Origin of the sequence: Arcobacter rhizosphaerae, from assembly GCF_049472155.1 — a bacterium.
In the GTDB taxonomy this organism is placed as follows: Bacteria; Campylobacterota; Campylobacteria; order Campylobacterales; family Arcobacteraceae; genus Arcobacter_B.
The window spans coordinates 71,097-92,638 of sequence record NZ_JBMOVW010000009.1; the positions used below are offsets into that span (position 1 = coordinate 71,097).

23 protein-coding genes are annotated in these 21,542 nt (G+C 25.4%); 18 read left to right on the top strand and 5 right to left on the bottom strand.

Going from position 1 to position 21,542, the window contains the following annotated elements; genetic code table 11:
- Window positions 1-37 precede the first annotated feature (37 nt).
- Together ACH5BH_RS12725 and ACH5BH_RS12730 are read left to right on the top strand one after the other, a co-directional pair.
- Window positions 38-718: a response regulator transcription factor gene (locus tag ACH5BH_RS12725; RefSeq protein WP_423298619.1), complete on the top strand. Its 681-nt coding sequence runs from the start codon at window positions 38-40 to the stop codon at window positions 716-718.
- The gene (locus ACH5BH_RS12730) at window positions 715-2,454 is read left to right on the top strand and encodes a 7TM diverse intracellular signaling domain-containing protein (protein WP_423298620.1); all 1,740 of its coding nucleotides are present in this window, start codon (window positions 715-717) and stop codon (window positions 2,452-2,454) included. The genes ACH5BH_RS12725 and ACH5BH_RS12730 overlap by 4 nt, the downstream gene beginning before the upstream one ends.
- A 26-nt stretch (window positions 2,455-2,480) precedes the next feature.
- Here the strand turns inward: ACH5BH_RS12730 and ACH5BH_RS12735 are convergent, their stop codons facing one another.
- Both ACH5BH_RS12735 and ACH5BH_RS12740 read right to left on the bottom strand, forming a co-directional pair.
- Window positions 2,481-3,374: a DUF2860 family protein gene (locus tag ACH5BH_RS12735; RefSeq protein ID WP_423298621.1), complete on the bottom strand. Its 894-nt coding sequence runs from the start codon at window positions 3,372-3,374 to the stop codon at window positions 2,481-2,483.
- 74 nt (window positions 3,375-3,448) lie between these two features.
- Window positions 3,449-4,090 carry an LOG family protein gene (locus tag ACH5BH_RS12740; RefSeq protein WP_423298622.1) on the bottom strand — a complete coding sequence of 214 codons (642 nt, stop codon included), beginning with the start codon at window positions 4,088-4,090 and terminating at the stop codon, window positions 3,449-3,451.
- A 119-nt stretch (window positions 4,091-4,209) separates the two neighbouring features.
- Between ACH5BH_RS12740 and ACH5BH_RS12745 the strand changes: the two genes are divergently transcribed.
- From ACH5BH_RS12745 to ACH5BH_RS12790, 10 genes are all read left to right on the top strand, one after another.
- Window positions 4,210-5,730, top strand: coding sequence for a cache domain-containing protein (locus ACH5BH_RS12745; protein ID WP_423298623.1), 1,521 nt, complete (start codon window positions 4,210-4,212; stop codon window positions 5,728-5,730).
- A 79-nt stretch (window positions 5,731-5,809) separates the two neighbouring features.
- Complete coding sequence (locus ACH5BH_RS12750; RefSeq protein WP_404307788.1) at window positions 5,810-6,763, top strand: HD-GYP domain-containing protein; 954 nt, start codon at window positions 5,810-5,812, stop codon at window positions 6,761-6,763.
- A gap of 41 nt (window positions 6,764-6,804) precedes the next feature.
- Complete coding sequence (locus ACH5BH_RS12755) at window positions 6,805-7,482, top strand: response regulator transcription factor (protein ID WP_423298624.1); 678 nt, start codon at window positions 6,805-6,807, stop codon at window positions 7,480-7,482.
- 66 nt (window positions 7,483-7,548) lie between these two features.
- Complete coding sequence (locus ACH5BH_RS12760; RefSeq protein ID WP_404307784.1) at window positions 7,549-8,505, top strand: TRAP transporter substrate-binding protein; 957 nt, start codon at window positions 7,549-7,551, stop codon at window positions 8,503-8,505.
- Between the two features lie 6 nt (window positions 8,506-8,511).
- Window positions 8,512-8,997 (top strand): TRAP transporter small permease subunit, encoded by a 486-nt coding sequence (locus ACH5BH_RS12765; RefSeq protein WP_404307782.1) that lies wholly within the window; start codon window positions 8,512-8,514, stop codon window positions 8,995-8,997.
- Window positions 8,987-10,321, top strand: a complete 1,335-nt coding sequence (locus tag ACH5BH_RS12770; RefSeq protein WP_404307780.1) for a TRAP transporter large permease — start codon at window positions 8,987-8,989, stop codon at window positions 10,319-10,321. The genes ACH5BH_RS12765 and ACH5BH_RS12770 overlap by 11 nt, the downstream gene beginning before the upstream one ends.
- 104 nt (window positions 10,322-10,425) lie before the next feature.
- Entirely contained in the window at window positions 10,426-10,626 is a 201-nt protein-coding gene (locus ACH5BH_RS12775; RefSeq protein ID WP_404307778.1) for a hypothetical protein, read from the top strand.
- Between the two features lie 55 nt (window positions 10,627-10,681).
- Window positions 10,682-11,419: a 5-oxoprolinase subunit PxpA gene (locus ACH5BH_RS12780; protein ID WP_423298629.1), complete on the top strand. Its 738-nt coding sequence runs from the start codon at window positions 10,682-10,684 to the stop codon at window positions 11,417-11,419.
- On the top strand, window positions 11,419-12,093 hold the full coding sequence (gene pxpB, locus ACH5BH_RS12785; protein WP_423298625.1) for a 5-oxoprolinase subunit PxpB: 675 nt from the start codon (window positions 11,419-11,421) through the stop codon (window positions 12,091-12,093). The genes ACH5BH_RS12780 and pxpB overlap by 1 nt, the downstream gene beginning before the upstream one ends.
- Window positions 12,090-13,001 carry a 5-oxoprolinase subunit C family protein gene (locus ACH5BH_RS12790; RefSeq protein WP_423298626.1) on the top strand — a complete coding sequence of 304 codons (912 nt, stop codon included), beginning with the start codon at window positions 12,090-12,092 and terminating at the stop codon, window positions 12,999-13,001. The genes pxpB and ACH5BH_RS12790 overlap by 4 nt, the downstream gene beginning before the upstream one ends.
- Here ACH5BH_RS12790 and ACH5BH_RS12795 read toward each other — a convergent pair.
- Both ACH5BH_RS12795 and ACH5BH_RS12800 read right to left on the bottom strand, forming a co-directional pair.
- On the bottom strand, window positions 12,996-13,778 hold the full coding sequence (locus tag ACH5BH_RS12795) for a diguanylate cyclase domain-containing protein (RefSeq protein ID WP_404307772.1): 783 nt from the start codon (window positions 13,776-13,778) through the stop codon (window positions 12,996-12,998). The genes ACH5BH_RS12790 and ACH5BH_RS12795 overlap by 6 nt on opposite strands.
- The gene (locus ACH5BH_RS12800) at window positions 13,775-14,998 is read right to left on the bottom strand and encodes an EAL domain-containing protein (protein ID WP_404307770.1); all 1,224 of its coding nucleotides are present in this window, start codon (window positions 14,996-14,998) and stop codon (window positions 13,775-13,777) included. Before ACH5BH_RS12800 ends, ACH5BH_RS12795 begins: the two co-directional genes overlap by 4 nt.
- 175 nt (window positions 14,999-15,173) lie before the next feature.
- Between ACH5BH_RS12800 and ACH5BH_RS12805 the strand changes: the two genes are divergently transcribed.
- From ACH5BH_RS12805 to ribA, 6 genes are all read left to right on the top strand, one after another.
- Window positions 15,174-15,797: a hypothetical protein gene (locus tag ACH5BH_RS12805; protein WP_404307768.1), complete on the top strand. Its 624-nt coding sequence runs from the start codon at window positions 15,174-15,176 to the stop codon at window positions 15,795-15,797.
- 1 nt (window position 15,798) lies between these two features.
- Complete coding sequence (locus tag ACH5BH_RS12810; protein WP_404307766.1) at window positions 15,799-16,329, top strand: DedA family protein; 531 nt, start codon at window positions 15,799-15,801, stop codon at window positions 16,327-16,329.
- An 11-nt stretch (window positions 16,330-16,340) separates the two neighbouring features.
- On the top strand, window positions 16,341-17,708 hold the full coding sequence (gene dbpA / locus ACH5BH_RS12815; RefSeq protein WP_423298630.1) for an ATP-dependent RNA helicase DbpA: 1,368 nt from the start codon (window positions 16,341-16,343) through the stop codon (window positions 17,706-17,708).
- 106 nt (window positions 17,709-17,814) lie between these two features.
- On the top strand, window positions 17,815-20,256 hold the full coding sequence (locus ACH5BH_RS12820) for a diguanylate cyclase domain-containing protein (RefSeq protein ID WP_423298627.1): 2,442 nt from the start codon (window positions 17,815-17,817) through the stop codon (window positions 20,254-20,256).
- Between the two features lie 42 nt (window positions 20,257-20,298).
- Window positions 20,299-20,580: a peptidylprolyl isomerase gene (locus tag ACH5BH_RS12825; protein WP_404307762.1), complete on the top strand. Its 282-nt coding sequence runs from the start codon at window positions 20,299-20,301 to the stop codon at window positions 20,578-20,580.
- 120 nt (window positions 20,581-20,700) lie between these two features.
- Complete coding sequence (ribA, locus tag ACH5BH_RS12830; protein WP_404307760.1) at window positions 20,701-21,276, top strand: GTP cyclohydrolase II; 576 nt, start codon at window positions 20,701-20,703, stop codon at window positions 21,274-21,276.
- Between the two features lie 69 nt (window positions 21,277-21,345).
- Here ribA and ACH5BH_RS12835 read toward each other — a convergent pair.
- Window positions 21,346-21,542, bottom strand: a 197-nt coding sequence (locus ACH5BH_RS12835; protein WP_423298628.1) for a hypothetical protein, incomplete at its 5' end; no start/stop codon positions are given.

A 21,542-nucleotide genomic window follows, 5' to 3' on the forward strand; every position in this document is an offset into this window, starting at 1 on the left:
TTGATTATAATAAATTTATCAAACAAAAGAGTTCAAAATGGAAAAACTAAAAAACTTAAAAATATTGTATATAGATGATGAAGATTTTATTAGAAAAAATGCTGTTGAGTATTTAGAGTTTTATTGTGATAATGTTTATGAAGCAAAAGATGGAATAGAAGGAATTGAGGTTTATAAAAAAACTAAGCCAGATATTATCATCACAGATATAAAAATGCCAAAATTAAATGGTTTACAAATGGTAGAGCAAATAAGAGTAGATGATAAAACTACAAAAATTATAGTAGCAACTGCGTTTTTGGAAACATCATATTTATTACAAGCAGTAGAACTTGGGCTTGTAAAATATCTTACAAAACCAATAACAGAAGATAAACTACTTCCTGTTTTAAAAGCTTGTGTTATGGACTTGATTGATAATAAAAGTATCTTTGAACTTGGAAATGATTTTATATTTGATACTTTAAACAAAACACTTTTTAAAGAAAAAAAACAAATATTACTAACAAAAAAAGAGTTGCTTTTTTTAGAACTATTAATAAAAAACAGTAAAAGAGCAGTTACTTATAATGAGTTAAGTAGTTATGTTTGGGATGGAAATATGAGTGAAGATGCTATTCGATCTGTAGTAAAAGAACTAAGAAAAAAACTATCTAAAAAGAGTATAAAAAATATATCAGGAATTGGTTATCAAATAAACAAAATGGTGGAGTTATGAAAAAACTATTTTTACTGATTTTATTTTTTTTGTGTTCTTTAGAAGCTTCATTTATAAAAAAAGTTGAAGTCTTAGAAACTGCAAATAGAGAGTTAACTATAGATGATATAAAAGCTTCAAAAGACTTCAAAACAACTAAACTTCCATTTATTAGACATTCTGATAATATCTTTTTTTTAAGATTAACTTTTGATAAACAAATTTTAGAAAAAGATAAAAACTACTCTTTAGAATTAGATACAGAGTTTAATGCAATAACTTTAGAAGATGATAATAAATATTTGAATATATATAAAAATAAAGTTCTTAATCAGTCTTATGACAATTTTAGTCAAATAATCTATATAAAAGTTCACAATATAGATAAATATGTGAATATTAATGCAAAACTCTATGAATCAAATTATTATGCTTTTATTCAAATACTTCAAAGTAAACTTTTTGGAGTAGCTTATGGGATAATATTTGCTGCTTTTTTATATTATCTAGCTTTATATGTTTTTAATAAGGAAAAAGTTTATATATATTATTCTTTAACACAAATTTCAATGCTTTTAATTCTTTTATTTTTATCTTTTAGAGAGATTGAAAATGATAGATTATATATGGATTTAATCTTTTTCTTTTTCTTCTTATTTTCAAACTTATTTACAAAAAGTTTTTTAAATACGAAAGTAAACACACCTAAAATAGACAAGGTTTTGACATATTCAATATATTTATATATAAGTGATTTATTAAGTGGTTGGATTTTTGATTATTATTTTATAGCTGATAATATACCTTTATCTATTTTTCTTATTATGTATCTTATTGCAGGAATTATTATTTCAAAACAAGGTTATAAACCAGCAATTTTTTATCTTATTGCTTGGAGTGTTATTGTTATATCTTTTTTATTTATAGAAGGTCAGTTTTATTTTTCTGAGTCACAATTACTTATAAAACCAATATATATTACACACATAATTACTCCTTTTGAATCTCTTGTTTTAGCCTTTGCTTTATCATATAAAATGAAACTTTTACAAGATGAAAAACTACAACAACAGCAGTTTTTACTTCATCAAAATAAACTTGCTTCTATGGGAGAAATGATAGGAAATATCGCACACCAATGGCGACAACCATTAACGCATCTTTCTTTTATTATGATGAATTTAAAAACAGCATACAATAAAAATAAATTAACAAGTGAGTATTTTGAAAATAAGTCTCAAGAAGCAAAAGAACAGTTAACTTTTATGTCAAATACGATTGATGATTTTAGAAACTTTTTTAAAGTATCAAAACAAAAAGAGAAGTTTTTAATAAATAAAGCAATTGTTGAGGTTATTAATCTTCAAAGAGCTAGTTTCAAAGCTCATAATATAAGAGTTTATTTTGAAGACTTAAGAGATATTGAAGTTTATACTTATAAAGGTGAATTTTTACAAGTTTTATTTAATATTCTAAATAATTCAAAAGATGAATTTATAAGAAAAGAAAGAGATAATGCTGAAATTTTTATAGAATTAAAGAAAGAAAATGAAAATATATTTATAAGTGTTTTGGATAATGCAGGAGGTATTCCCAAATCAATTATTGATAAGATTTTTGAACCGTATTTTACTACTAAAGAAAAAGGTTTAGGTTTAGGGCTTTATATGAGTAAGATTATTATTGATAAAAGCATAAATGGTAAACTTGATGTAAAAAACAAAAAGCATGGTGCTTTATTTACAATAACTATCTAAAATAAAGTGAGAATCTCTCACTTTATTTAAAATTTATATCCAAGACCTATTAAAGTATATGTATTTTCTTTATCAAAAAAGTCTACATTTGCTTCTTCTTTTTGATAACCCATTTTTGCAAAGGTATAAAAGTCTTTATATCCTAAGGGTTTATCCCAATTTAAAATTGCGTTTGTACCATAAAGTTTAACTTTTACTTTTTTATTTACAGCTGTATTATGTTTTTCATAATCTTTATTACCAAAATTAGCAAGAAGAGTTAATCTAATGGAATCATCAATCAATGTTGAAATACCAGTTTCTAAACCATACGCATTAAATGTATTTGCTTCTCCTTTTGCATCATAGTTTTGAACATTAAGATTTACCATATAGCTTGCTGTATTTGTAGAAAAAGTGTTGTTTATAGATAAAAGATGACTGTTTGCATCTCTTTTTAAATCACCTGTTAATTCTTCTTTGTCATAATCTTTTTGAAAATACTCATACATTAAAGTTGTTTTTAGATTTTCTGACAAGTTTATTGTATATCTTAAATATGCACCAAGTTCAGTGACATCAGTTTTTTTTCTTTTACTTGTAGTAAGATAAGGGTTTCTCCAAGCTTCTTGCATAAAGTTACCTTTTAATCCAATGTCTAAAATTGAGTTATCTAACTCAATTATACTTCCTAAGTTTATATTTCCATAATTTGCTGAAATATACATATTTAAATTATTACTTGCATGAATGCCATAATAAAAATCAATAAGCGGTATGGCTCGTTTTTCACTTTTTGCACTTCCAAGTGAAGATATTTTTTCATCTGAATTTGTAGAGAAATTATTTTTTTCTTCAATATATCCACCTGCAAACTCTATATAATTGTCATTAGCAAAGATAGAGCTTGCGAAAAGTGCTGATAATAAAACTTTTTTCATTTTTATTCCTTTTATTTTTATATAAAAGAAATATATTTTAATTTCGTGTGGAAATAGTGTCTTTGATAAAAATATTATAATCTTTCATCAGTTTTTATAATTTCTTTAATTTCCTTTTCTATTAAATCTATATCATCAGTTGCTTTGATTATTTGAATATCTTCTTTACTAATCATATTATTTTCATAAAGTGATTTTTCAATAAACTTTAATAAGTATTCCCAATACTCATAACCAACTAAGTATATTTTAAAGCCTTTTGGCATTTTTTTTGTTTGAGTAAGTGTTAATACTTCAAACATTTCATCTAAAGTACCAAACCCACCAGGGAAAACAATACAAGCCTTTGAGTATTTAACTAACATATATTTTCTTGAGAAAAAATAGTTGAAAGTCATATTTTTAGTAGTATAATCATTTTTTGATTTTTCAAAAGGTAAATATATACTAAGTCCAATAGAGTGAGCTTTATTAGCTTCAAAAGCACCTTTATTTGCTGCTTGCATTATTCCAGCGCCACCACCTGTTACTACATTTATACCATTTTTACTTAAATTATAAGCTAATTTTTCAGCAAGTTTTGCATATTTATCTTCACTTTGAGTTCTTGCACTACCAAAGATTGTTACATTATTTTTTAAACCTTTAAAAATTTCTTTTCCATTTGTAAAATCGTCATTTATCTTTTTTTTGTATACTGTATCAGGACTTAACATCTCATCCTCCTTATAAAAAAAATATTATTTATATAAATTATATGCCAATTTATATTAAAAAACTCACTATTATCTCACTAGAATTTGATACACTTTTATTTTAAATTAGGAGATTTTTATTGTTTAGTGAAAAGAATATACCCAAACTTATAATATTTACACCCATTTTTACTGTTATTTTAATTGCTTTTTTTACTATTTATTTCTTTATAGAAAATCAAAATAATTATTTTGAAGCTCAAAGTATAGAAGTTGAAGAAGCTTATATCAATAAACAAAGAAATATTCTAAAAAAAGAAGTTGATTATGTAATAAATTACATTGAACATCATGTAAAAAGAAATACTAAATTAAGTCAAAAACAATTAAAAAAAGAACTTTTAAAATATATAGAGACTATAAGATATGAAAAACATGGATATATTTGGGTTCATGATACAGACTATTATCTAAGAGCTCATCCTTTTAGGCAAAAGAGTATTGATACTTTCGATATTGAGTTAAAAGATGCTATGGGAACTTATATCACAAAAGAGTTTATAGATAAAACAGTTAAGAACCCAAAAGGGATTTTTATAGAGTATTATTGGCAAAAACCAAAAAATGTTCATTTCTCAAAGAAACTTGGTTTTTTTAGACTTTATGAAAAATATAATTGGGTAATTGGAGCAGGGCTTTATATCGATGATATTCAGAACTCAATTTATGAAAATAAGAAAATATTAGAACAAAAAATCAACAAGCATATTAGATTGGTTGTGACTATTTCTTTTTTAGTTATTTTAGTAATTGGTATGCTCTCTTTTATAATGTCAAAAAAAATTACGCAGGTTTTTAAAGCTTATCAAGATAGTGTGAAGAAAAAAGAGCTTTTATTGGAAGACTTAAATAGAAATTTAGAACTGAAAGTTCAAAAAGCAATTACAGAAGTAAAGAAAAAAGATAGAGCTATGCTTCATCAATCAAGGTTAGCAAGAATGGGAACTATGCTTAGTATGATAGCCCATCAATGGAGACAACCTCTAAGTGAAGTATCAGGTATTTTAATGGAGCTTGAAACAGCAAATAAATTTAATAAAGCTGATTCAAATATGATAAAAGAAAGTATTATTGAGTCAAATAAACAAATACAATTTATGTCAAATACAATTGAAGATTTTAGAAACTTCTTTAAGCCAGATAAGAAAAAAGTAGACTTTTATATAGAAGATGCTTGTGATGAAGCAATTACTTTAGTTTATGCTTCTTTGAAAAATTTCAATATTAAATTAAATAAAAATGTAAAACATAATTGTTTTATTCATGGTTATGAAAGGGAATTTGCACAAGTTATGTTAAATCTTATTTCAAATGCAAAAGATATATTAATTCAAAGAAATATTCAAAATCCAAAAATAGATATCACTTTGGATAAAAAGTTTAATAATGCAATAATAAAAGTGCAAGACAATGCAGGTGGAGTTGAAAATGAATATTTAGATTTAATTTTTGAACCATATTTTACTACTAAAAGTAGTTCAAAAGGTACTGGCTTAGGTCTTTATATGGCAAAAATGATTGTTGAAAAAAATATGCAAGGAGAATTAATAGTTGAAAATAAAAAAGCAGGAGCTTGTTTTTTTATTATTTTACCACTTTAAAAAAATTTAAAATGATACTAAATTAATACTATTTTTTTGTATATTACAATAATTTAAATTTATAAAGAGGTATTATTTTATGAGTCAAAAAGAGTTTGTATTTTCAGCACCTAAAGAAATTTTAGATATGAAAGAAAGTTTTGATTATCCTATTTATACGAAAATTGAAAATAAAGGATTCAAACTTTTAGTTGATAAAAACACATATTATAATAAACAAGACTGTTCTTTTTATAAAAAAAATGAAATGAAAAAAGTCTTTATAAATGTGAAAGATAAAATAAAATATCAATCTGATATTCAAAAATATATTTCTAGTATTGTTCAAAATGAAGAAATTTCATTAGATGTAAAAGCTTCTTTAATCAATGATATAGCAAAAGATACTATGGAAAATCTTTTTCAAGGAGATTTATCAATAGAGTCTTTACAAGATGTAGATACTTTTTTAAGTTGTAATATAGATTTTATTTTAAGTGATGAGTTAGCAATGAAATCTATGTTAAATGTAATGTCGTATGATTATTATACCTCGACGCATTGCATTGATGTTTCAACTTATGCATTAGCTTTTGGTGTTTATTTAAAGCTAAGTAAAGATGAATTAAAACTTTTAGGAAAGGCAGCATTATTACATGATTTAGGGAAAAAGAAAATTGATAAGAATATAATATGTAAAAAAGGAAAGCTCACAAAAGAAGAGTTTGAAATGGTTAAAGCTCATCCTGCTTTTTCTGTAGAAATACTAAAAGAGTTTGGAGAGACAAATCAAAGGTTATTAAATATCGTTGAACAACATCATGAAAAATGTGATGGTTCAGGATACCCAAAAGCATTAAAAAGTGATGAAATTGATGATTTTGCTAAAATTATAGCAATTTGTGATATTTTTGACGCATTAACAACAAGGCGAAGTTACAAAGATAAGTTTGATAAATATGAAGCTATTATGATTATGTATGAAAAAATGAATGGCGAAATTTGTCAAAATTATTTAAGACAGTTTTTACAGTTTTTAAAAGTAACATATTAAAGATTAGCCTTGTTTATAAAATATTTTAAATAAGGTTTTAAATGGAAGAGTTAATCAATCAACTTCAAAATTATACTGTTTTATGTGTAGAAGATGAAGATGGTATTAGAAAAAGAATGGTCAATACCTTAAAATACTATTTCAAAGAAGTTTATGAGGCTAATAATGGTGAAGATGGTTTTTATATGTATCAAGAGTATAAACCCTCATTAATTATAAGTGATATTGAAATGCCAAATCAAAATGGTATTTCTATGATTGAACAAATAAGAAAAAAAGATTTTGATACTTTGGTAATTATGATAACTGCATATTCAAATGAAGAATATCTTTTAGAACTTATAAATTTAAATATAAATCAATATATTTTAAAACCTGTTAATTCAGATTCTTTACTTAATGGAATTACAAAAGCTTTTGGTAATAGATTAAATGAAATGATTGAATTTTCACAAGATTTATATTTTGATGTGACTCAGATGGAATTGTTTTATAAAAATGAACTTGTATCTTTGAGGAAAAGAGATAAAGAGTTTTTATTGCTTTTACACAAAAATAGGAACGGTGTGCTTACTTATGACTTAATTGAAGAATATCTTTGGAGAGATAAATCAATGAGTATTTCTGCACTAAAAACTTTTATCAAAGAATTCCGTCAAAGAATACCTCTTGATATTATCACAAATGTGCCACAAATTGGTTACAAATTAGTAAATTAATAAAAAACTCACTATAAACTCACTTGATTGTTTTATGATTTCCTTATAAAAATAAGGAGAGAAAAAATGATCAAAAAAAGTTTATTAATAGTTTCATTAGCATCTTTAGCTTTAGCTGGAAATGTTAAAATGGATTTAAATGCAAAATACGGTGCAAATAATTTTCATACAAAAGGTGCTGTAAAGTTTGCTAATCTTGTAAAAGATTATTCTAAAGGAAGTGTAAATATTACAGTTCATCCAGGAAGTGCTTTAATTAAAGGTAATCCATTAAAAGCTGTAAAAGACGCTACTGTTGCTATGACTGATATGTTTATTCCTTTTACATCAGGTGGAGGAAAAGTATTTGGAGTTTCAGCCTTACCTTTTATTGCTAACTCTTATGAAGATGCTTATAAATTATATCAACTTTCAAAACCTGCTTATGAAAAGACTGCTAAAAAATGGAATCAAAAACTACTTTATTCTGTAACATGGCCAGCATCTGGTTTTTATTCAAAAGAGGCTGTTTCTTCAGTTAAAGATTTTAAAGGTGTAAAAACAAGAACTTATGATAAAAACTCAGCTTCATTTATTAATCAAGTAGGTGGAAATGCTGTTGCTCTACCTTGGGGAGAGGTATATTCTTCTCTTAGAACAGGTATGGTTGATTCAGTTGTAACTTCATCTTCGTCAGGAAAAGATGGTAAATTTTGGGAAGTTTTAAATAACTATACAAAAATCAATTATGCGTATCCTCTTCAAGCAGTAACAATTAACTTAGATTATTGGAACTCTTTAAATAAAACTCAAAAAGATGCTGTTTTAAAAGCTGCAAAACAAATTGAAAAATCACAGTGGGAAGCTGTAAAACTTGAAGAAAAAGATGCTTTAGAGACTTTAGAAAAAAATGGAATGAAAATTGTTGAAGCAAGTCCTGAATTAAAAAAAGAATTAGACAAAATAGCTTCAAAATTATTAGAAGAGTATTTAGCTGATGCCAATTCAGATATCAAAAAAATATTCAAAGAATATAGAAAGTAATAAGTTATGAACTTAATTACTAACTTTATAGATAAGCTTACCAAACTTGGGGCTTATCTTGCGGGATTTATTTTAGTTTCTTTGGTTTTATTAATATTAACAGAGATTTTTTTAAGATCTTTTTTTGATATTTCAACAATGATAGCTGATGAGTATAGTGGATATTTATACTTAGCTTCAATCTTTTTAAGTTTAGGATATGCATTTTCAAAAGATGCACATATTAGAATTAACATAATTACTTCAAGATTATCAAAAAAAGTAAATAAAAAGATTGATATTGTTGCAGCAATTATTACTTTGGGTGTTTTAGCTTTTTCTTTATATAGAACAATTCTTTTTACTTATGATTCTTATGAACTTGAAATGTTATCAGAAAATGTATCTGAAACACCACTTTATTTAACACAATTAGCAATGCCAATAGGAATTACTATTTTTATGTTAGCAGTTGTTGTATTTATTTTTAAAGGATTCTCAAATGATAGCTGATCCACTAATTTTAGCAATAATTTTAATTGCTGTAATGTTTATATTTTTATTATCATCTTTATGGATTGGTGTATCTTTAATACTAACAGGTATTATAGGAATGCTTATTTATGAACATAATTTACCACCTGTAATTAGTATTTATGACAAAGTGGGAGACTTACTTGCTTCATCTTTATATGATGCAATGAACTCTTGGTCACTAGCTGCTTTACCAATGTTTATTTTAATGGGAGAGATTTTATATAAATCTTCTATTTCTACAAGATTGTTAAATGGTTTAAAGCCTTGGCTTTCATATATTCCAGGAGGACTTTTACATGTAAATGTTGCTGCTTGTTCACTTTTTGCAGCTGTATCTGGTTCTAGTGCTGCTACAACGGCAACTGTTGGAAAAATTACATTAGATGAACTTAAAAAAAGAGGATATTCTAAAGAGTTAGCTATGGGATCACTTGCTGGTTCTGGTACTTTAGGTTTTTTAATTCCACCATCTTTAATTATGATTATTTATGGTGTAATGTCTGATGTATCAATTGGTAAACTATTTTTAGCAGGATTACTTCCTGGTCTTTTAATGGCTTCTTTATACTCATTTTACATTATGTATAAAGCAAAAGTTGATCCAAGTGTTTTACCTCAAAGTGAAGAAAAATTTACTTGGTCTGATAAGTTTAATTCATTAAAAGATTTAGCACCAATTTTTTCTCTAATTGTTTTAGTATTAGGGTCTATTTATGGAGGCTACGCAACACCTACAGAAGCTGCTGCTCTTGGAGTTTTAGGTAGTCTTATTTTAGCTACGTATTTTAAAGCTATTTCAATAGATATTCTAAAAAATGCAATTTTAAATACTGTAAAAACATCTGTTATGATAGGTTTTATTATTGCAGGAGCAGTTTTCTTATCTCAAGTTATTGGATTTTTAGGAATAGCTAGAGCTATGAGTGAGTTTATTACAGGACTTGGATTATCTCCAATGATGTTAATCTTGCTTATTGGTATTATGTACGTAATTTTAGGAATGATTTTAGAAGCTATATCAATTGTTGTAATGACTTTACCAATTGTTTTACCAATTGTTGTATTAGCTGGATTTGATCCTCTATGGTTTGGTGTATTTTTAGTGTTTATGGTTGAAATGGCTCAAATTACACCACCTGTTGGATTCTCATTATTTGTAATACAAAGTATAAGTAATGAAAAAATACAGACAATTTTAAAAGCTACATTCCCATTTTTTATTCTGATGATTGTAACGGTTATAATAATTACTCTTTTCCCTGAAATAGTATTTTATTTACCAAATCAAATGATTAAATAGTAACAAAAAGAAGTAGTTTTGCTACTTCTTTTTTTATTTATATAAAACTCACTTTTTTCCTACTTTCAATTGTTAATATTTTTAAAAATTTTAGGTAGGGAAAAATGCTTGAATTACTATATGTATTTATTTGTGTAATGATATATTTAATTTCTTTTATTTATAGAAGAATATCAATATTATCAAGTTTAGTGATTTTATATGTGGCTTATATTTTAGAGGTTAATTTACCTTTTGCTCTAATAGTTTTACTTGTATTAACAATAACAAGACTAAGAAAAGAAGGAGTAAGAGAGGAAATTTAAAAAATAATATGTTTAATATATGGTAGAATAAGGAATATCAATGCAAGGTAATGAAATGGCAACTATTAGATTAAACTGTGATATGGGTGAGAGCTTTGGTATTTGGAAAATGGGATTAGATGAGCAAGTAATGCCTTATATAGATATGGCAAATCTAGCTTGCGGATTCCATGCAAGTGATGCTGTAACTATGAATAAATCAGTAGCTCTTGCTAAGCAAAACAATGTAACTATTGGAGCCCATCCAGCATATCAAGATTTAGTAGGTTTTGGAAGAAGAACAATGCAGTGTTCTTTAGAAGAGATAAAGTCAATAGTTTTATATCAATTAGGTGCACTTAGTGCTTTTTGTAAAGCACATAAAACAGCAATATCTTATGTAAAGCCACATGGAGCTTTATATAATGATATGATGAGAGATGAAAATATTTATAAAGCAATTGTAAGTGCTATAGCTTCTTTTGATAAAAATATTAAAATTATGATTTTATCAGGTCCAAAAAATGAGGCTTATAAACATACAGCACTTTTATATGGAATAAACGTAATTTATGAGGTATTTGCTGATAGAAACTATAATGATGATGGAAGTTTAGTTTCAAGAGCAAGAGAAAATGCAGTTATTCATGATGAGTTAGATGTAGCTGAGCGAATTGGTACTTTAAAGAATTATGGATATTTACATAGTGTAAGTGGACAAAAATTGTATATGGCTGTTGATACTATTTGCGTTCATGGTGATAATGAAAATGCTTTAGAGTTTATAAAGCTACTTAAAAAGGCGATGACCTAATGCAATTTAAAGTAGCATCTGTTGATTCACTTATTATATATTTTGGCGATGAAATAGCACAAGATGTAGCACTAAAAGTAAAAAAAGCTTATCAAGGTTTAAAAAGTTTAAATCTTGATGGGTTAATAGAAATAATTCCTTCATATACTTCAATCTTTATTAGTTACGATATTTTTAAATATGATTATGAGAGTTTAGTTGAACTTTTAAAACAAGAGATAAATCTTGATTCAAAAGTAGAGTTTGAAGAAAAAATTGTAACTATTGATACTTATTATGACCCTGAGGTTGGGCTTGATTTAAAAGATATGACTTTTAAAACAAATCTTAGTATCGATGATATTATAGGGATTCATTCAAATAAACTTTATGATGTATATGCAATTGGTTTTTTACCAGGTTTTGCATATTTAGCAAGTGTTGATGAGGCTATAGCAATGCCTAGATTAAGTAGTCCTAGAAAACAAATTCCAAAGGGTTCAGTATCTATTGCAGATACTCAAACAGCAGTTTATCCACAAGCTAGCCCTGGGGGTTGGAATATACTTGGTAGAACAGCAATGGAACTTTTTGATAGAAGTTTAGATACTTTATCTCCTTTAAGTGTTGGAGATAAGGTAAAGTTTAATCCTATTACAAAAAAAGAGTTTTTAGCACAAGGAGGAATTTTATGAGTTTAGAGATTATAAATTCTCCTATTTTTGCTACTATTCAAGATAAAGGAAGATTTGGCTTTAACTCTATTGGTGTTACAAACTCAGGAGTTATGGATGAGTATGCTTATTTAGTAGCTAATAAGCTTTTAGAAAATTGTGAAGATGAAAATATAATAGAAATAGCTTTTTCAAATGTAGAGTTTAAAGCTTTAAGCAATTTAAAAATAGTCATCACTGGTGCAAAGTGTGAGTTTTTCATCAATAACACTCTGTATTCAACTTGGCAAACATATAATATTAAAGTAGGTGATATTATAAAAGTTGGAAAAATACAAGAGGGTGCTAGAGTTTACCTTGGAGTAAAAGGTGGCTTTGATATTCCTAAAGAGTTTGGAAGTAATTCTACAACACTAAAAGAAAAACTTGGTGGAATAAATGCAGATAGATTACAAAAAGGTCAAATCTTAAAATGTAAATCAAACGATGACTTTTATAATATAAGATTAAAAGAGAAGTTTATTCCAAAATATGAAGATACTTTAGAATTAAGAGTGATTTTATCCTACCAAGATGAATTTTTTCCAAAAGAGGAAATAGATAAGTTTTTCTCTTCTATTTATACTGTATCAAATGAGTTTAATAGAATGGGATGTAAACTTCAAGGAGAGGCTATTTCTTGTAATATTGATGGTATTATCTCAGAAGGAATAGGTTTTGGTTCTATTCAAATTCCAAGTGACGGACAGCCAATTGTTTTACTTAAAGATAGGCAAACAATTGGTGGTTATCCTAAAATCGGTTCAGTTTTAAGTATTGATTGTTTTAAATTAGCTCAAGCTAAGCCGAAAACTAAAATAAAATTTAGTAGTATAAGCTTAAATGAAGCTCAAGAATTAGTAAGAAAGTTTTATAGTTCTTTACTATAAAAGAGTTTCAATAAGCTCTTTGGAATCAGTGCCTTTTTTATAAGCACTGATTTTATAATCAAAATTTGCTTTTAATACAATACCAGATTTACTTTTTAAAGTACTGTTTTCTAAAAGTCTTTTTATATTATTTATTAAACTTCTAACATCTTTATCTTTTTTATCTTTAAATATTATAATAAATTTGTTATTTAAAAATCTTACAATTTTGAAGTTACATTTATCATCTTCAAGATGCTTTTTTACAAAATTACATATAAATATAAGTAGGTTATTAGATAGTATATCTCCATACTCTTTTTGAATATATTCATAATCAACTAAATCAATAAAAGATATAATTCCATCTTCTTTAAAATAAGCATTTTTATCTAAAAATTGATTGTATAACCATTTTCTATTGTATGCAGAAGTTAAATCATCGAGAAACATTTTTTTATTAAGTTTTTCTATTTCTTTTTCTAATTCATTCATTTGTTTATAGATTTCACTTAAAGCATCTGTATCTTTATCTTCAATGGCCTTTTTCGTATCTTTTGCTACTTTTTTTAAACTTGATGCATTTGAAGCGACTATTCCCATATAGTTTTCAATAGTATTAAAATCTTCAAGAATTAATTTGTTTATTTCTTTATTGAATTTTTCCTCTTCAACATCTATTTCTAAAGTTTTTGCATTTTTATTAAACTTTTCGAAATAAACTGATGGCATTATAATTTCATTATTTAGTAGCTCATTTAAAGTAAGATTTGTTATCTTTCTAAGCTCTTTTTTCATTGTTTTTCTCCAATTATTTCTTCAATAGATTTAGGTTTACTTATATAATAACCTTGTGAATAGTCAATACCAACAGCATTGACGTATCTTAATATTTTTAAATCACTTACAAATTCAGCTACAATTTTTATATTTTGTTGTTTACAAAAATGAACAATACTTTTGATCAGATTCAAATAAATATCTTCATTTATTTTTTTTATTAGTGAGCCATCAATTTTAATATAGTCAATATTTAGATTTAAAATATATTCATAATTAGAAAAGCCTGTACCAAAGTCATCAATTGCTATTTTAACACCATATTTTTTAACTTTTGAGATGAATTCATTTACTATATTATAGTTTGAAATTTTTTCACTCTCTAATATTTCAATGGTAAGATATTCTCCAATATGATTTTTATTTATTTTTCCAACAAGAGCTTTTTGAACGTAAGGATTTAAAATATCAGTATAATCAAGGTTTACACTAATATGTATTTTATACTTTGTTATATAGTTTATTACCTTATCTATAAGTAGCTCCATAAGTTTATGATAAAGTCTTGCTTTTTTCGCTTTTTGAATAAATACAAATGGAGATAAAATATTTCCTTCTTTATCAAAAATTCTCATAAGAGCTTCATATTTTATAACTTCTTCTGTATCTGAATCTACAATTGCTTGTAAATATGGTTCTACTAATTTATTTTCAATATTATAAGTTAAAAGTTCAATAATATTTTCAGTCTTATATTCACTTTCATATAGTTTAGCATCGTAATAAGTAAAATGTATATTATTTATTTTTGCATTATATAGTGCTTTTTCCGTATAGACTCTTAGGTAAGCATCATTTGATTTTGAACAACCAATTGTAATATCTATGTTAATGGCTGTAGTATTATTTTTTAATAAGAAATTATGATTTATTACTTTTTTAAATATAAGTTTTCTAATAATTGAGATTTCTTCTTGGTTTAAATTATCATATAATGTTATGGAAAATACATCTGCATGAAGATTTGTAAGATAAATATATATATTTCTTTTTAGTGTTTTTCTAATTAATTTAGTTATTTTTCTTTTTAGTAATATTTTTAATTGGCTTATAATATAATCACCATTTCGAAAACCATAAATTGCATTAATATCTTTCATATAAAGAATATCAATTAAAAATTGAGTTTTTACATCTTTTCTATGAAGATGTTTGTATATATAACCATTTAAAAACAAAATTTGCCTTATTTTAAAGAAATCCTAATCATTATATATAATTTAGCTTTAAGAATTGTAAAAAAAGACTTAAAAAATTATAAATTTTACAGCTTTCATTTAGAAACCTTGTAAAAACTTTTGTTTAATCCTATTTTTGATAGAATCCATCAACTATATTATCTAGGATATAAAAATGAAAAAAATAAATATAAAAGATTTATATATAGATATAGATTTAATACAACTTAGTGAATTTATAAATGTAAATAATATATTAATGATAGATTATAAAGGAGAGTTATTAACTCAAAGTAATAACAATCCAATTGTATTAAAAATATCTGATTTAAGTAAGTTTAAACAATTAAAAGATTTAAAACAATTAGCTACAACTTTATTTGAAAAATATAAACCTATAATTACAGGTACAACTTGTAGAATTAAACCTTTAAATAATTGGCAAGAAATTATAGATTTTAATAGAGAATTTATGCTTTATTTTGATCACCAAAGTGATGGTGTAGAAATATTTGAAGACTCTATACTTGAAGATTATGGATGGCATGCAAGTGCTTTAGAGATTAATTATAGACAAATAAGTGATTTTATAGAAGAAAACTGTGATGGCATTTTATTATGCTATGATAATGAAATTCAATTTAGTGGTTTTGCTATTGTGTCTGATATTTCTAATGTTAGAGAAGAAGTTAAACAATTTATAATAAAAACAGCAAAATATAATATAGAAACAAATGTTGTTGATTTAGATGATGAAGATGCTCAAGAAGCTTGTGAGTTTTTTGGCATAGAGGAATAATATGGAAGATTTGATTAGAGATTGGGGATATATAGCCCTTTTTGCTTACTCTTTTGGTGGGGGTTTTGTTGGTTTAGTGTTTGCAGGGATTTTATCTTATGCAGGGGATTTAAACCTTTATATTTGTATTTTAGTAGCAGGAGTTTCTAACTTTTTGGGAGATCAGTTTCTTTTCTTTTTAGCTAGAAAGAATAAATCTTATGCAAAAGATATGATGAAAAAATATGGAAGAAAAATAGCAATGGCTCATTTACTTATGAGAAAATATGGCTCTTTTGTAGTTTTTTTCCAAAAATATGTATATGGTATAAAAACATTAATTCCTCTTGCTATGGGACTTACAAAATATTCAGGAGTTAAATTTTCAATACTGAATATTTTTGCTACAGCACTTTGGGCAATTGTTGTTGGATATGCTTCTTATACAGCAGGAGAAGTTATTTTAAGTTCAGCAGATGAATTTAAGTATGTTGGTTTAGGAATTGTAGCAGTAATACTTCTTACAGTTTCTTACTATTTTAGAAAAATATAAAAGGCTATAAAATTTCTACATTTGATAAATTAAATTTAAAAGAAGAGTTTGTAAAAAACTTAGACTCATTAGAGTATAAAAAAATGACAAAGATACAAGAATTATCTTTACCGCATACTTTAGACAATAAAGATATTATTGCAAAGGCAAAGACAGGTTCTGGAAAAACTGTTTCTTTTGGTATACCAATTGTAAATAAGTTAGATGTTAAAAAGTTTAGAATACAAGCTTTAGTTTTAGCTCCAACTAGAGAACTAGCTAATCAAATAGCACAAGAAGTAAGAAAACTTTCAAGACATATTCATAATGTAAAGGTTTTAACTCTAACAGGTGGAGTTCCTTTTAAGCCTCAGGTTTCTTCTCTTTTTCATGGTGCACATATAATAGTTGGAACACCAGGAAGAGTTTTACAACATATAAAAGAAGATAATATTAATTTTGAAGCATTAAATACTTTTGTTTTAGATGAAGCAGATAAAATGCTTGATATGGGATTTTTTGATGATATTAAGCTTATTATTGATGAGTTACCAAAAGAAAAACAATCAATGCTTTTCTCCGCAACTTATGAAGAAAATATAGAGAGTCTTGCTTCTTTTGTTCTTCAAAATCCAATAAATGTAGAAGTTGAAAATGAAGAAAAAGCAAATATTAAACAATATTTTTATGAAGCAAATGAAGCTTCAAAAACTTCTTTAATCCCTTCTTTGATTAGTTTTTATGAAGCAAAATCAGTCCTTATATTTTGTAATATGAAAATTAAGTGTGAAGAGTTAGCAGATGACTTGTATGAACTTGGATTAGATGTTTTAACTCTTCATTCAGATTTAGAACAAAAGCAAAGAGATGAAGTTATTACATTATTTTCAAATAAGTCTTATCCTATCTTAATTGCTACTGATGTTGCTTCAAGAGGCCTACATATTGATGATATTGATTTAGTTATAAATTATGACTTAGCAAGAGATGAAAAAGTTCATACTCATAGAATTGGTAGAACAGCAAGAGCTGGTAAAGGTGGTATTGCAGTTTCTTTATATAATGAGGATGAATTAGAAAAAATTGAGGATATAAAAGAGTTTTTTTCTGAGATTACTTTTGATTCAGTAAGTAATATTAAAGACAATCCTTCTTTTAAAATTGATAGTGATTATAGAACATTATTTATTAATGGTGGTAAAAAACAAAAACTAAGAGCAGGGGATATATTAGGGGCTTTAACGGCTGGAATAGGTTTAGATAAAGCAAGTGTAGGTAAAATCACTTCTTATGATTTTTGTTCTTACGTTGCTGTTAAAAAAGAAGATATAAAAAAAGCCCATGATGGATTAAGTAATAAAAGAATTAAAGGTAAATATTTTAGAGTTTTTGAAAAATAATATTTCAAAAAGTAACTAAGTTTTTTTAAGAAGAATTATATATTATTTAATTCTTCTCTTTTAGATTTTTTTAAATATAATAATTTAATACACAAAATGGATAAATATGATAAATAAGATTTTAAACTATTTTTTACTTAAAAATTCATTGTTTTTAAAAATTATTTTAGTATTTACTCTTCCTGCACTTGGTATGCTATATTTTAGTTCAGTTTTAGTTTATGATAAAATTAAAACATTAAATGAAGTAAAAAATGTACAAAAAAATATTGAATATACTGTTGTGACTCAAAAACTAATTCACTCTTTACAACTTGAAAGAAGCGTAAGTTCTATTTATATGAATTCAAAAGAGTATAAAGAAAAATTCATTAAACAAAAGATAACTACTACATCAAACTATGAAAAATATTTAAATAAACTTTTAGCACTAAAATTAGATGAAAAACTTATAGAAAGTACTAATTTAATTAAGTTAGAATTTTATAAGTTAGAAGCTTTACGAGAAAAAGCACTTATTTCTGATAAAAAAGACATACCAATAGTTTTTAATGAGTATACATCTATAATAAATAGTTTAGTAAACAGCCTAAATCTAATCAAACCAGTTGAATCAGCAACAGCTTTTAATAATAGGTTTTCATATTTAGTTAACTTGCTTAGGTTAAAAGAAAATATGTCAATTCAAAGAGGTATAATATCAATGAGTTTGTCAAATAACTTAATTGATCAAAAAACTTTAAATGAACTTCAAAAAAATATAGTATTAGAAAAAGAGAATAAAAAACAGTTTTTATCTAAGGCACAAATTAATGAAAAAGAAAAATTTAAAGAAGCCTTTAATAATGAAGATGTTAGAAAAATAACAGAAATTAATAGTCAATTAGTAAAAGGTATAATACCCCAAAATATAAGTTTACAGACTTGGTGGAAAATATCTAATCATAAGAATGAAGATTTAAATAAAGTATATAAATATGTTATATCTCAAACTTTAAAGTACTCAAAAGAACTGCAAAAAGAAGCATATTTATCACAAATACTTAGTTTAACTTTTTTATTTGTATCCTTTTTAACTTTAATTAGTCTATTTTTTGTCTTAAGAAATATCGTTTCAAGTGAACAGTTGAGTTTTAATAAAATTAAAAAACAACAAGAAGTTTATAAACTTTTGAATACAACAAATAAATTTCTTATAAAAATTGATAATGAAAAAGAGTTGTTTTCTCAAATATGTAAATTGATATATGATAATAAAAATATGTCATTTGCCTTTATATATAAAGTTTTAGAAAATGACTTTAAAATAATTTCTCAAGATGATGAATTGAAGTATATTTTAAATAAAAAATTTAGAAAAGAAACTAGTAAAGATAACTTAGTATCTAAAGTTTTAAAATTAGATACAAATATTATTATTCATAATTATGAAGAAGAAAATATATCCTTACTTAATGATGTTGCTTTTACTTACAATATAAAATCAGCTGCTTCTTTTCCTATTAAAAAATTTGGTAATATTGATTCTGTTTTGGTTTTATATTCAAATGAAAAATATTTTTTTGATGAAGATATTGAAATATTATTTGGGAAAATGATAAATGATATGAGTCATGCTTTGGAAAAAATAGCTTATGAAAAAACAAGAAAACTTCAAGAAGATGAATTAAGACTTGCATCTTATGCTTTTGAATCAAATGAACCTATGATTATTACAGATAAAGATTCTTTTATTATTAATGCAAATAATGCTTTTTGTAAGGTTATGGGGTATAGTAAAAAAGATGTAATAGGAAGACGTCCAAGTATGTTTAAATCAAAACATCAAGATAAAGAGTTTTATGCAAAACTATGGTTTACATTAAATAAAGAAGGCTCTTGGAGTGGTGAGATTTATAATACTAAAAAAGATAAACAAAAAATTCCTTTAAGATCTACTATTACTGCAATAAAAGATGATAATGGAATCGTTACTCATTATTTAGGACAATATATAGATATTAGTGAGCAAATTGATAAACAAAAAGTTTTAGAATATCAAGCTACACATGATAATTTAACAGGTTTACCTAATAGACTTTTACTTTTAGACAGAATTGAACATGCTATTACTAAAACAATCAGGCATCAAATAATTGGAGGTTTGATTTTTATAGACCTTGATAATTTTAAACAAATAAATGATACTTTAGGACATGATATAGGAGATAAACTTCTTATTATGGTAGCTCAAAAATTAAAAGCTTGTATTAGACAAGAAGATACAATTGCTAGAATTGGTGGAGATGAGTTTATAGTTCTAGTTGATTGTATTGGTTCAAGAACGCAAGAAGCAAAAGAAAATTTAAGTTCTTTAGCAAATAAAATTAAAGATTCTTTGAATAGTATAAGTCATATAGATGGACATAAAAATATATCAACTCCAAGTATAGGAATTACTCTTTTTAAAGACTCTTCTGTAAATGCACAAGATATTATAAAGCAAGCTGATACAGCTATGTATGTGGCTAAAAAACAAGGAAAAAATTCAATAGAGTTTTTTAATTGATTTATGTTAAACTTTTGCTTTTAAAAAATATAAGGAATTAAAATGAAATCAGCTAGTGCAAGACACTTATTAGTAGAATCAGAAGAATTATGTAATGAATTAAAGCAAAGAATTGCTGATGGTGAAAAGTTTGAAGATATAGCAAAAGAGTATTCAACTTGTCCATCAGGTGCAAAAGGTGGAGATTTAGGTACATTTTTCCAAGGACAAATGGTTCCAGAATTTGATAAAGTAGTTTTTAATGATGAAATTAATGTAGTTCACGGACCTGTAAAAACTCAATTTGGATATCACTTATTAGAAACAACTTCAAGAAATGATTAAATAAAAGAGAGTTCATCTCTCTTTTATTTTAATATATAAGACTCTTTTACTCCTATTTAAGATTTTTTTATTATAATACTATTGCGACTTAGTTGCATATATTAAAAATAAGAATAAATTATGAAAATTACAAAATCAAATATAGCAAAGCTTCCATCAAAACATGGTAAGTTTTTAATTAAAGCATACAAACAAGATAATCAAGAGCATTTAGCAATAATGAGTGAGAATTTTACTGAACTTAAAAGTCCTTATGTTAGAGTTCATAGTGAATGTTTAACAGGGGATGCACTTGGAAGTTTAAAATGTGATTGCCAAAACCAATTAGATTTAGCATTAAATTTTATTTCAAAAGAGGGTGGTTTGGTAATTTACCATAGGCAAGAAGGTCGTAATATAGGTCTGTTAAATAAAATAAATGCGTATGCTTTACAAGACATGGGTAGAAATACAGTTGAAGCAAATCTTGAATTGGGTTTTGCTGAGGATGAAAGAGATTATAGTGTAGTAAAATATATTTTTGAAGATTTAGGTGTAGAGAGTATTAAACTCATAACAAATAATCCTAAAAAAATTGATTATATAAACTCAATAGGCGTAGAAATAGTACAAAGAATACCTGCTATAACAAAAGTAAATAAGTATAATGAAAACTACTTAAATACTAAAAAACAGCATTTCAAACATCTATTGTAGTCTTTATATTTATTGTCAATCTCCCTTTGATTAAATATCAAACTAGGAGATTGCTAGAGCCTATAAAACTCAACCCCTAGTAAACTTAACACCACTAGCAGAATAAATAACCCTTTTCCCATAAAAATCATTAGTTTCCTTATCTTCATAAGAAGGCTTATTTACAAAACTTAATTTAGATGAATGATGTAGATAAGTATGTTTTAACTTTCTATATAAATCTTGGTTTTCAGTTTTTAACTCTTTTCTTTCTTTTAAAATATCAT

What these genes read in the sequence shown, in the direction of transcription:
- ribA (WP_404307760.1), top strand. Translation starts at nt 20,701, where the DNA reads ATGAAAATTACAAAATCAAATATAGCAAAGCTTCCATCAAAACATGGT.
- ACH5BH_RS12765 (WP_404307782.1), top strand. Translation starts at nt 8,512, where the DNA reads ATGAACTTAATTACTAACTTTATAGATAAGCTTACCAAACTTGGGGCT.
- ACH5BH_RS12795 (WP_404307772.1), bottom strand. Translation starts at nt 13,778, where the DNA reads ATGAAAAAAGAGCTTAGAAAGATAACAAATCTTACTTTAAATGAGCTA.
- ACH5BH_RS12810 (WP_404307766.1), top strand. Translation starts at nt 15,799, where the DNA reads ATGGAAGATTTGATTAGAGATTGGGGATATATAGCCCTTTTTGCTTAC.
- pxpB (WP_423298625.1), top strand. Translation starts at nt 11,419, where the DNA reads ATGCAATTTAAAGTAGCATCTGTTGATTCACTTATTATATATTTTGGC.
- ACH5BH_RS12755 (WP_423298624.1), top strand. Translation starts at nt 6,805, where the DNA reads ATGGAAGAGTTAATCAATCAACTTCAAAATTATACTGTTTTATGTGTA.
- ACH5BH_RS12760 (WP_404307784.1), top strand. Translation starts at nt 7,549, where the DNA reads ATGATCAAAAAAAGTTTATTAATAGTTTCATTAGCATCTTTAGCTTTA.
- ACH5BH_RS12805 (WP_404307768.1), top strand. Translation starts at nt 15,174, where the DNA reads ATGAAAAAAATAAATATAAAAGATTTATATATAGATATAGATTTAATA.
- ACH5BH_RS12730 (WP_423298620.1), top strand. Translation starts at nt 715, where the DNA reads ATGAAAAAACTATTTTTACTGATTTTATTTTTTTTGTGTTCTTTAGAA.
- ACH5BH_RS12775 (WP_404307778.1), top strand. Translation starts at nt 10,426, where the DNA reads ATGCTTGAATTACTATATGTATTTATTTGTGTAATGATATATTTAATT.
- ACH5BH_RS12825 (WP_404307762.1), top strand. Translation starts at nt 20,299, where the DNA reads ATGAAATCAGCTAGTGCAAGACACTTATTAGTAGAATCAGAAGAATTA.
- ACH5BH_RS12820 (WP_423298627.1), top strand. Translation starts at nt 17,815, where the DNA reads ATGATAAATAAGATTTTAAACTATTTTTTACTTAAAAATTCATTGTTT.
- ACH5BH_RS12770 (WP_404307780.1), top strand. Translation starts at nt 8,987, where the DNA reads ATGATAGCTGATCCACTAATTTTAGCAATAATTTTAATTGCTGTAATG.
- ACH5BH_RS12750 (WP_404307788.1), top strand. Translation starts at nt 5,810, where the DNA reads ATGAGTCAAAAAGAGTTTGTATTTTCAGCACCTAAAGAAATTTTAGAT.
- ACH5BH_RS12790 (WP_423298626.1), top strand. Translation starts at nt 12,090, where the DNA reads ATGAGTTTAGAGATTATAAATTCTCCTATTTTTGCTACTATTCAAGAT.
- ACH5BH_RS12740 (WP_423298622.1), bottom strand. Translation starts at nt 4,090, where the DNA reads ATGTTAAGTCCTGATACAGTATACAAAAAAAAGATAAATGACGATTTT.
- ACH5BH_RS12780 (WP_423298629.1), top strand. Translation starts at nt 10,682, where the DNA reads ATGGCAACTATTAGATTAAACTGTGATATGGGTGAGAGCTTTGGTATT.
- ACH5BH_RS12725 (WP_423298619.1), top strand. Translation starts at nt 38, where the DNA reads ATGGAAAAACTAAAAAACTTAAAAATATTGTATATAGATGATGAAGAT.
- ACH5BH_RS12735 (WP_423298621.1), bottom strand. Translation starts at nt 3,374, where the DNA reads ATGAAAAAAGTTTTATTATCAGCACTTTTCGCAAGCTCTATCTTTGCT.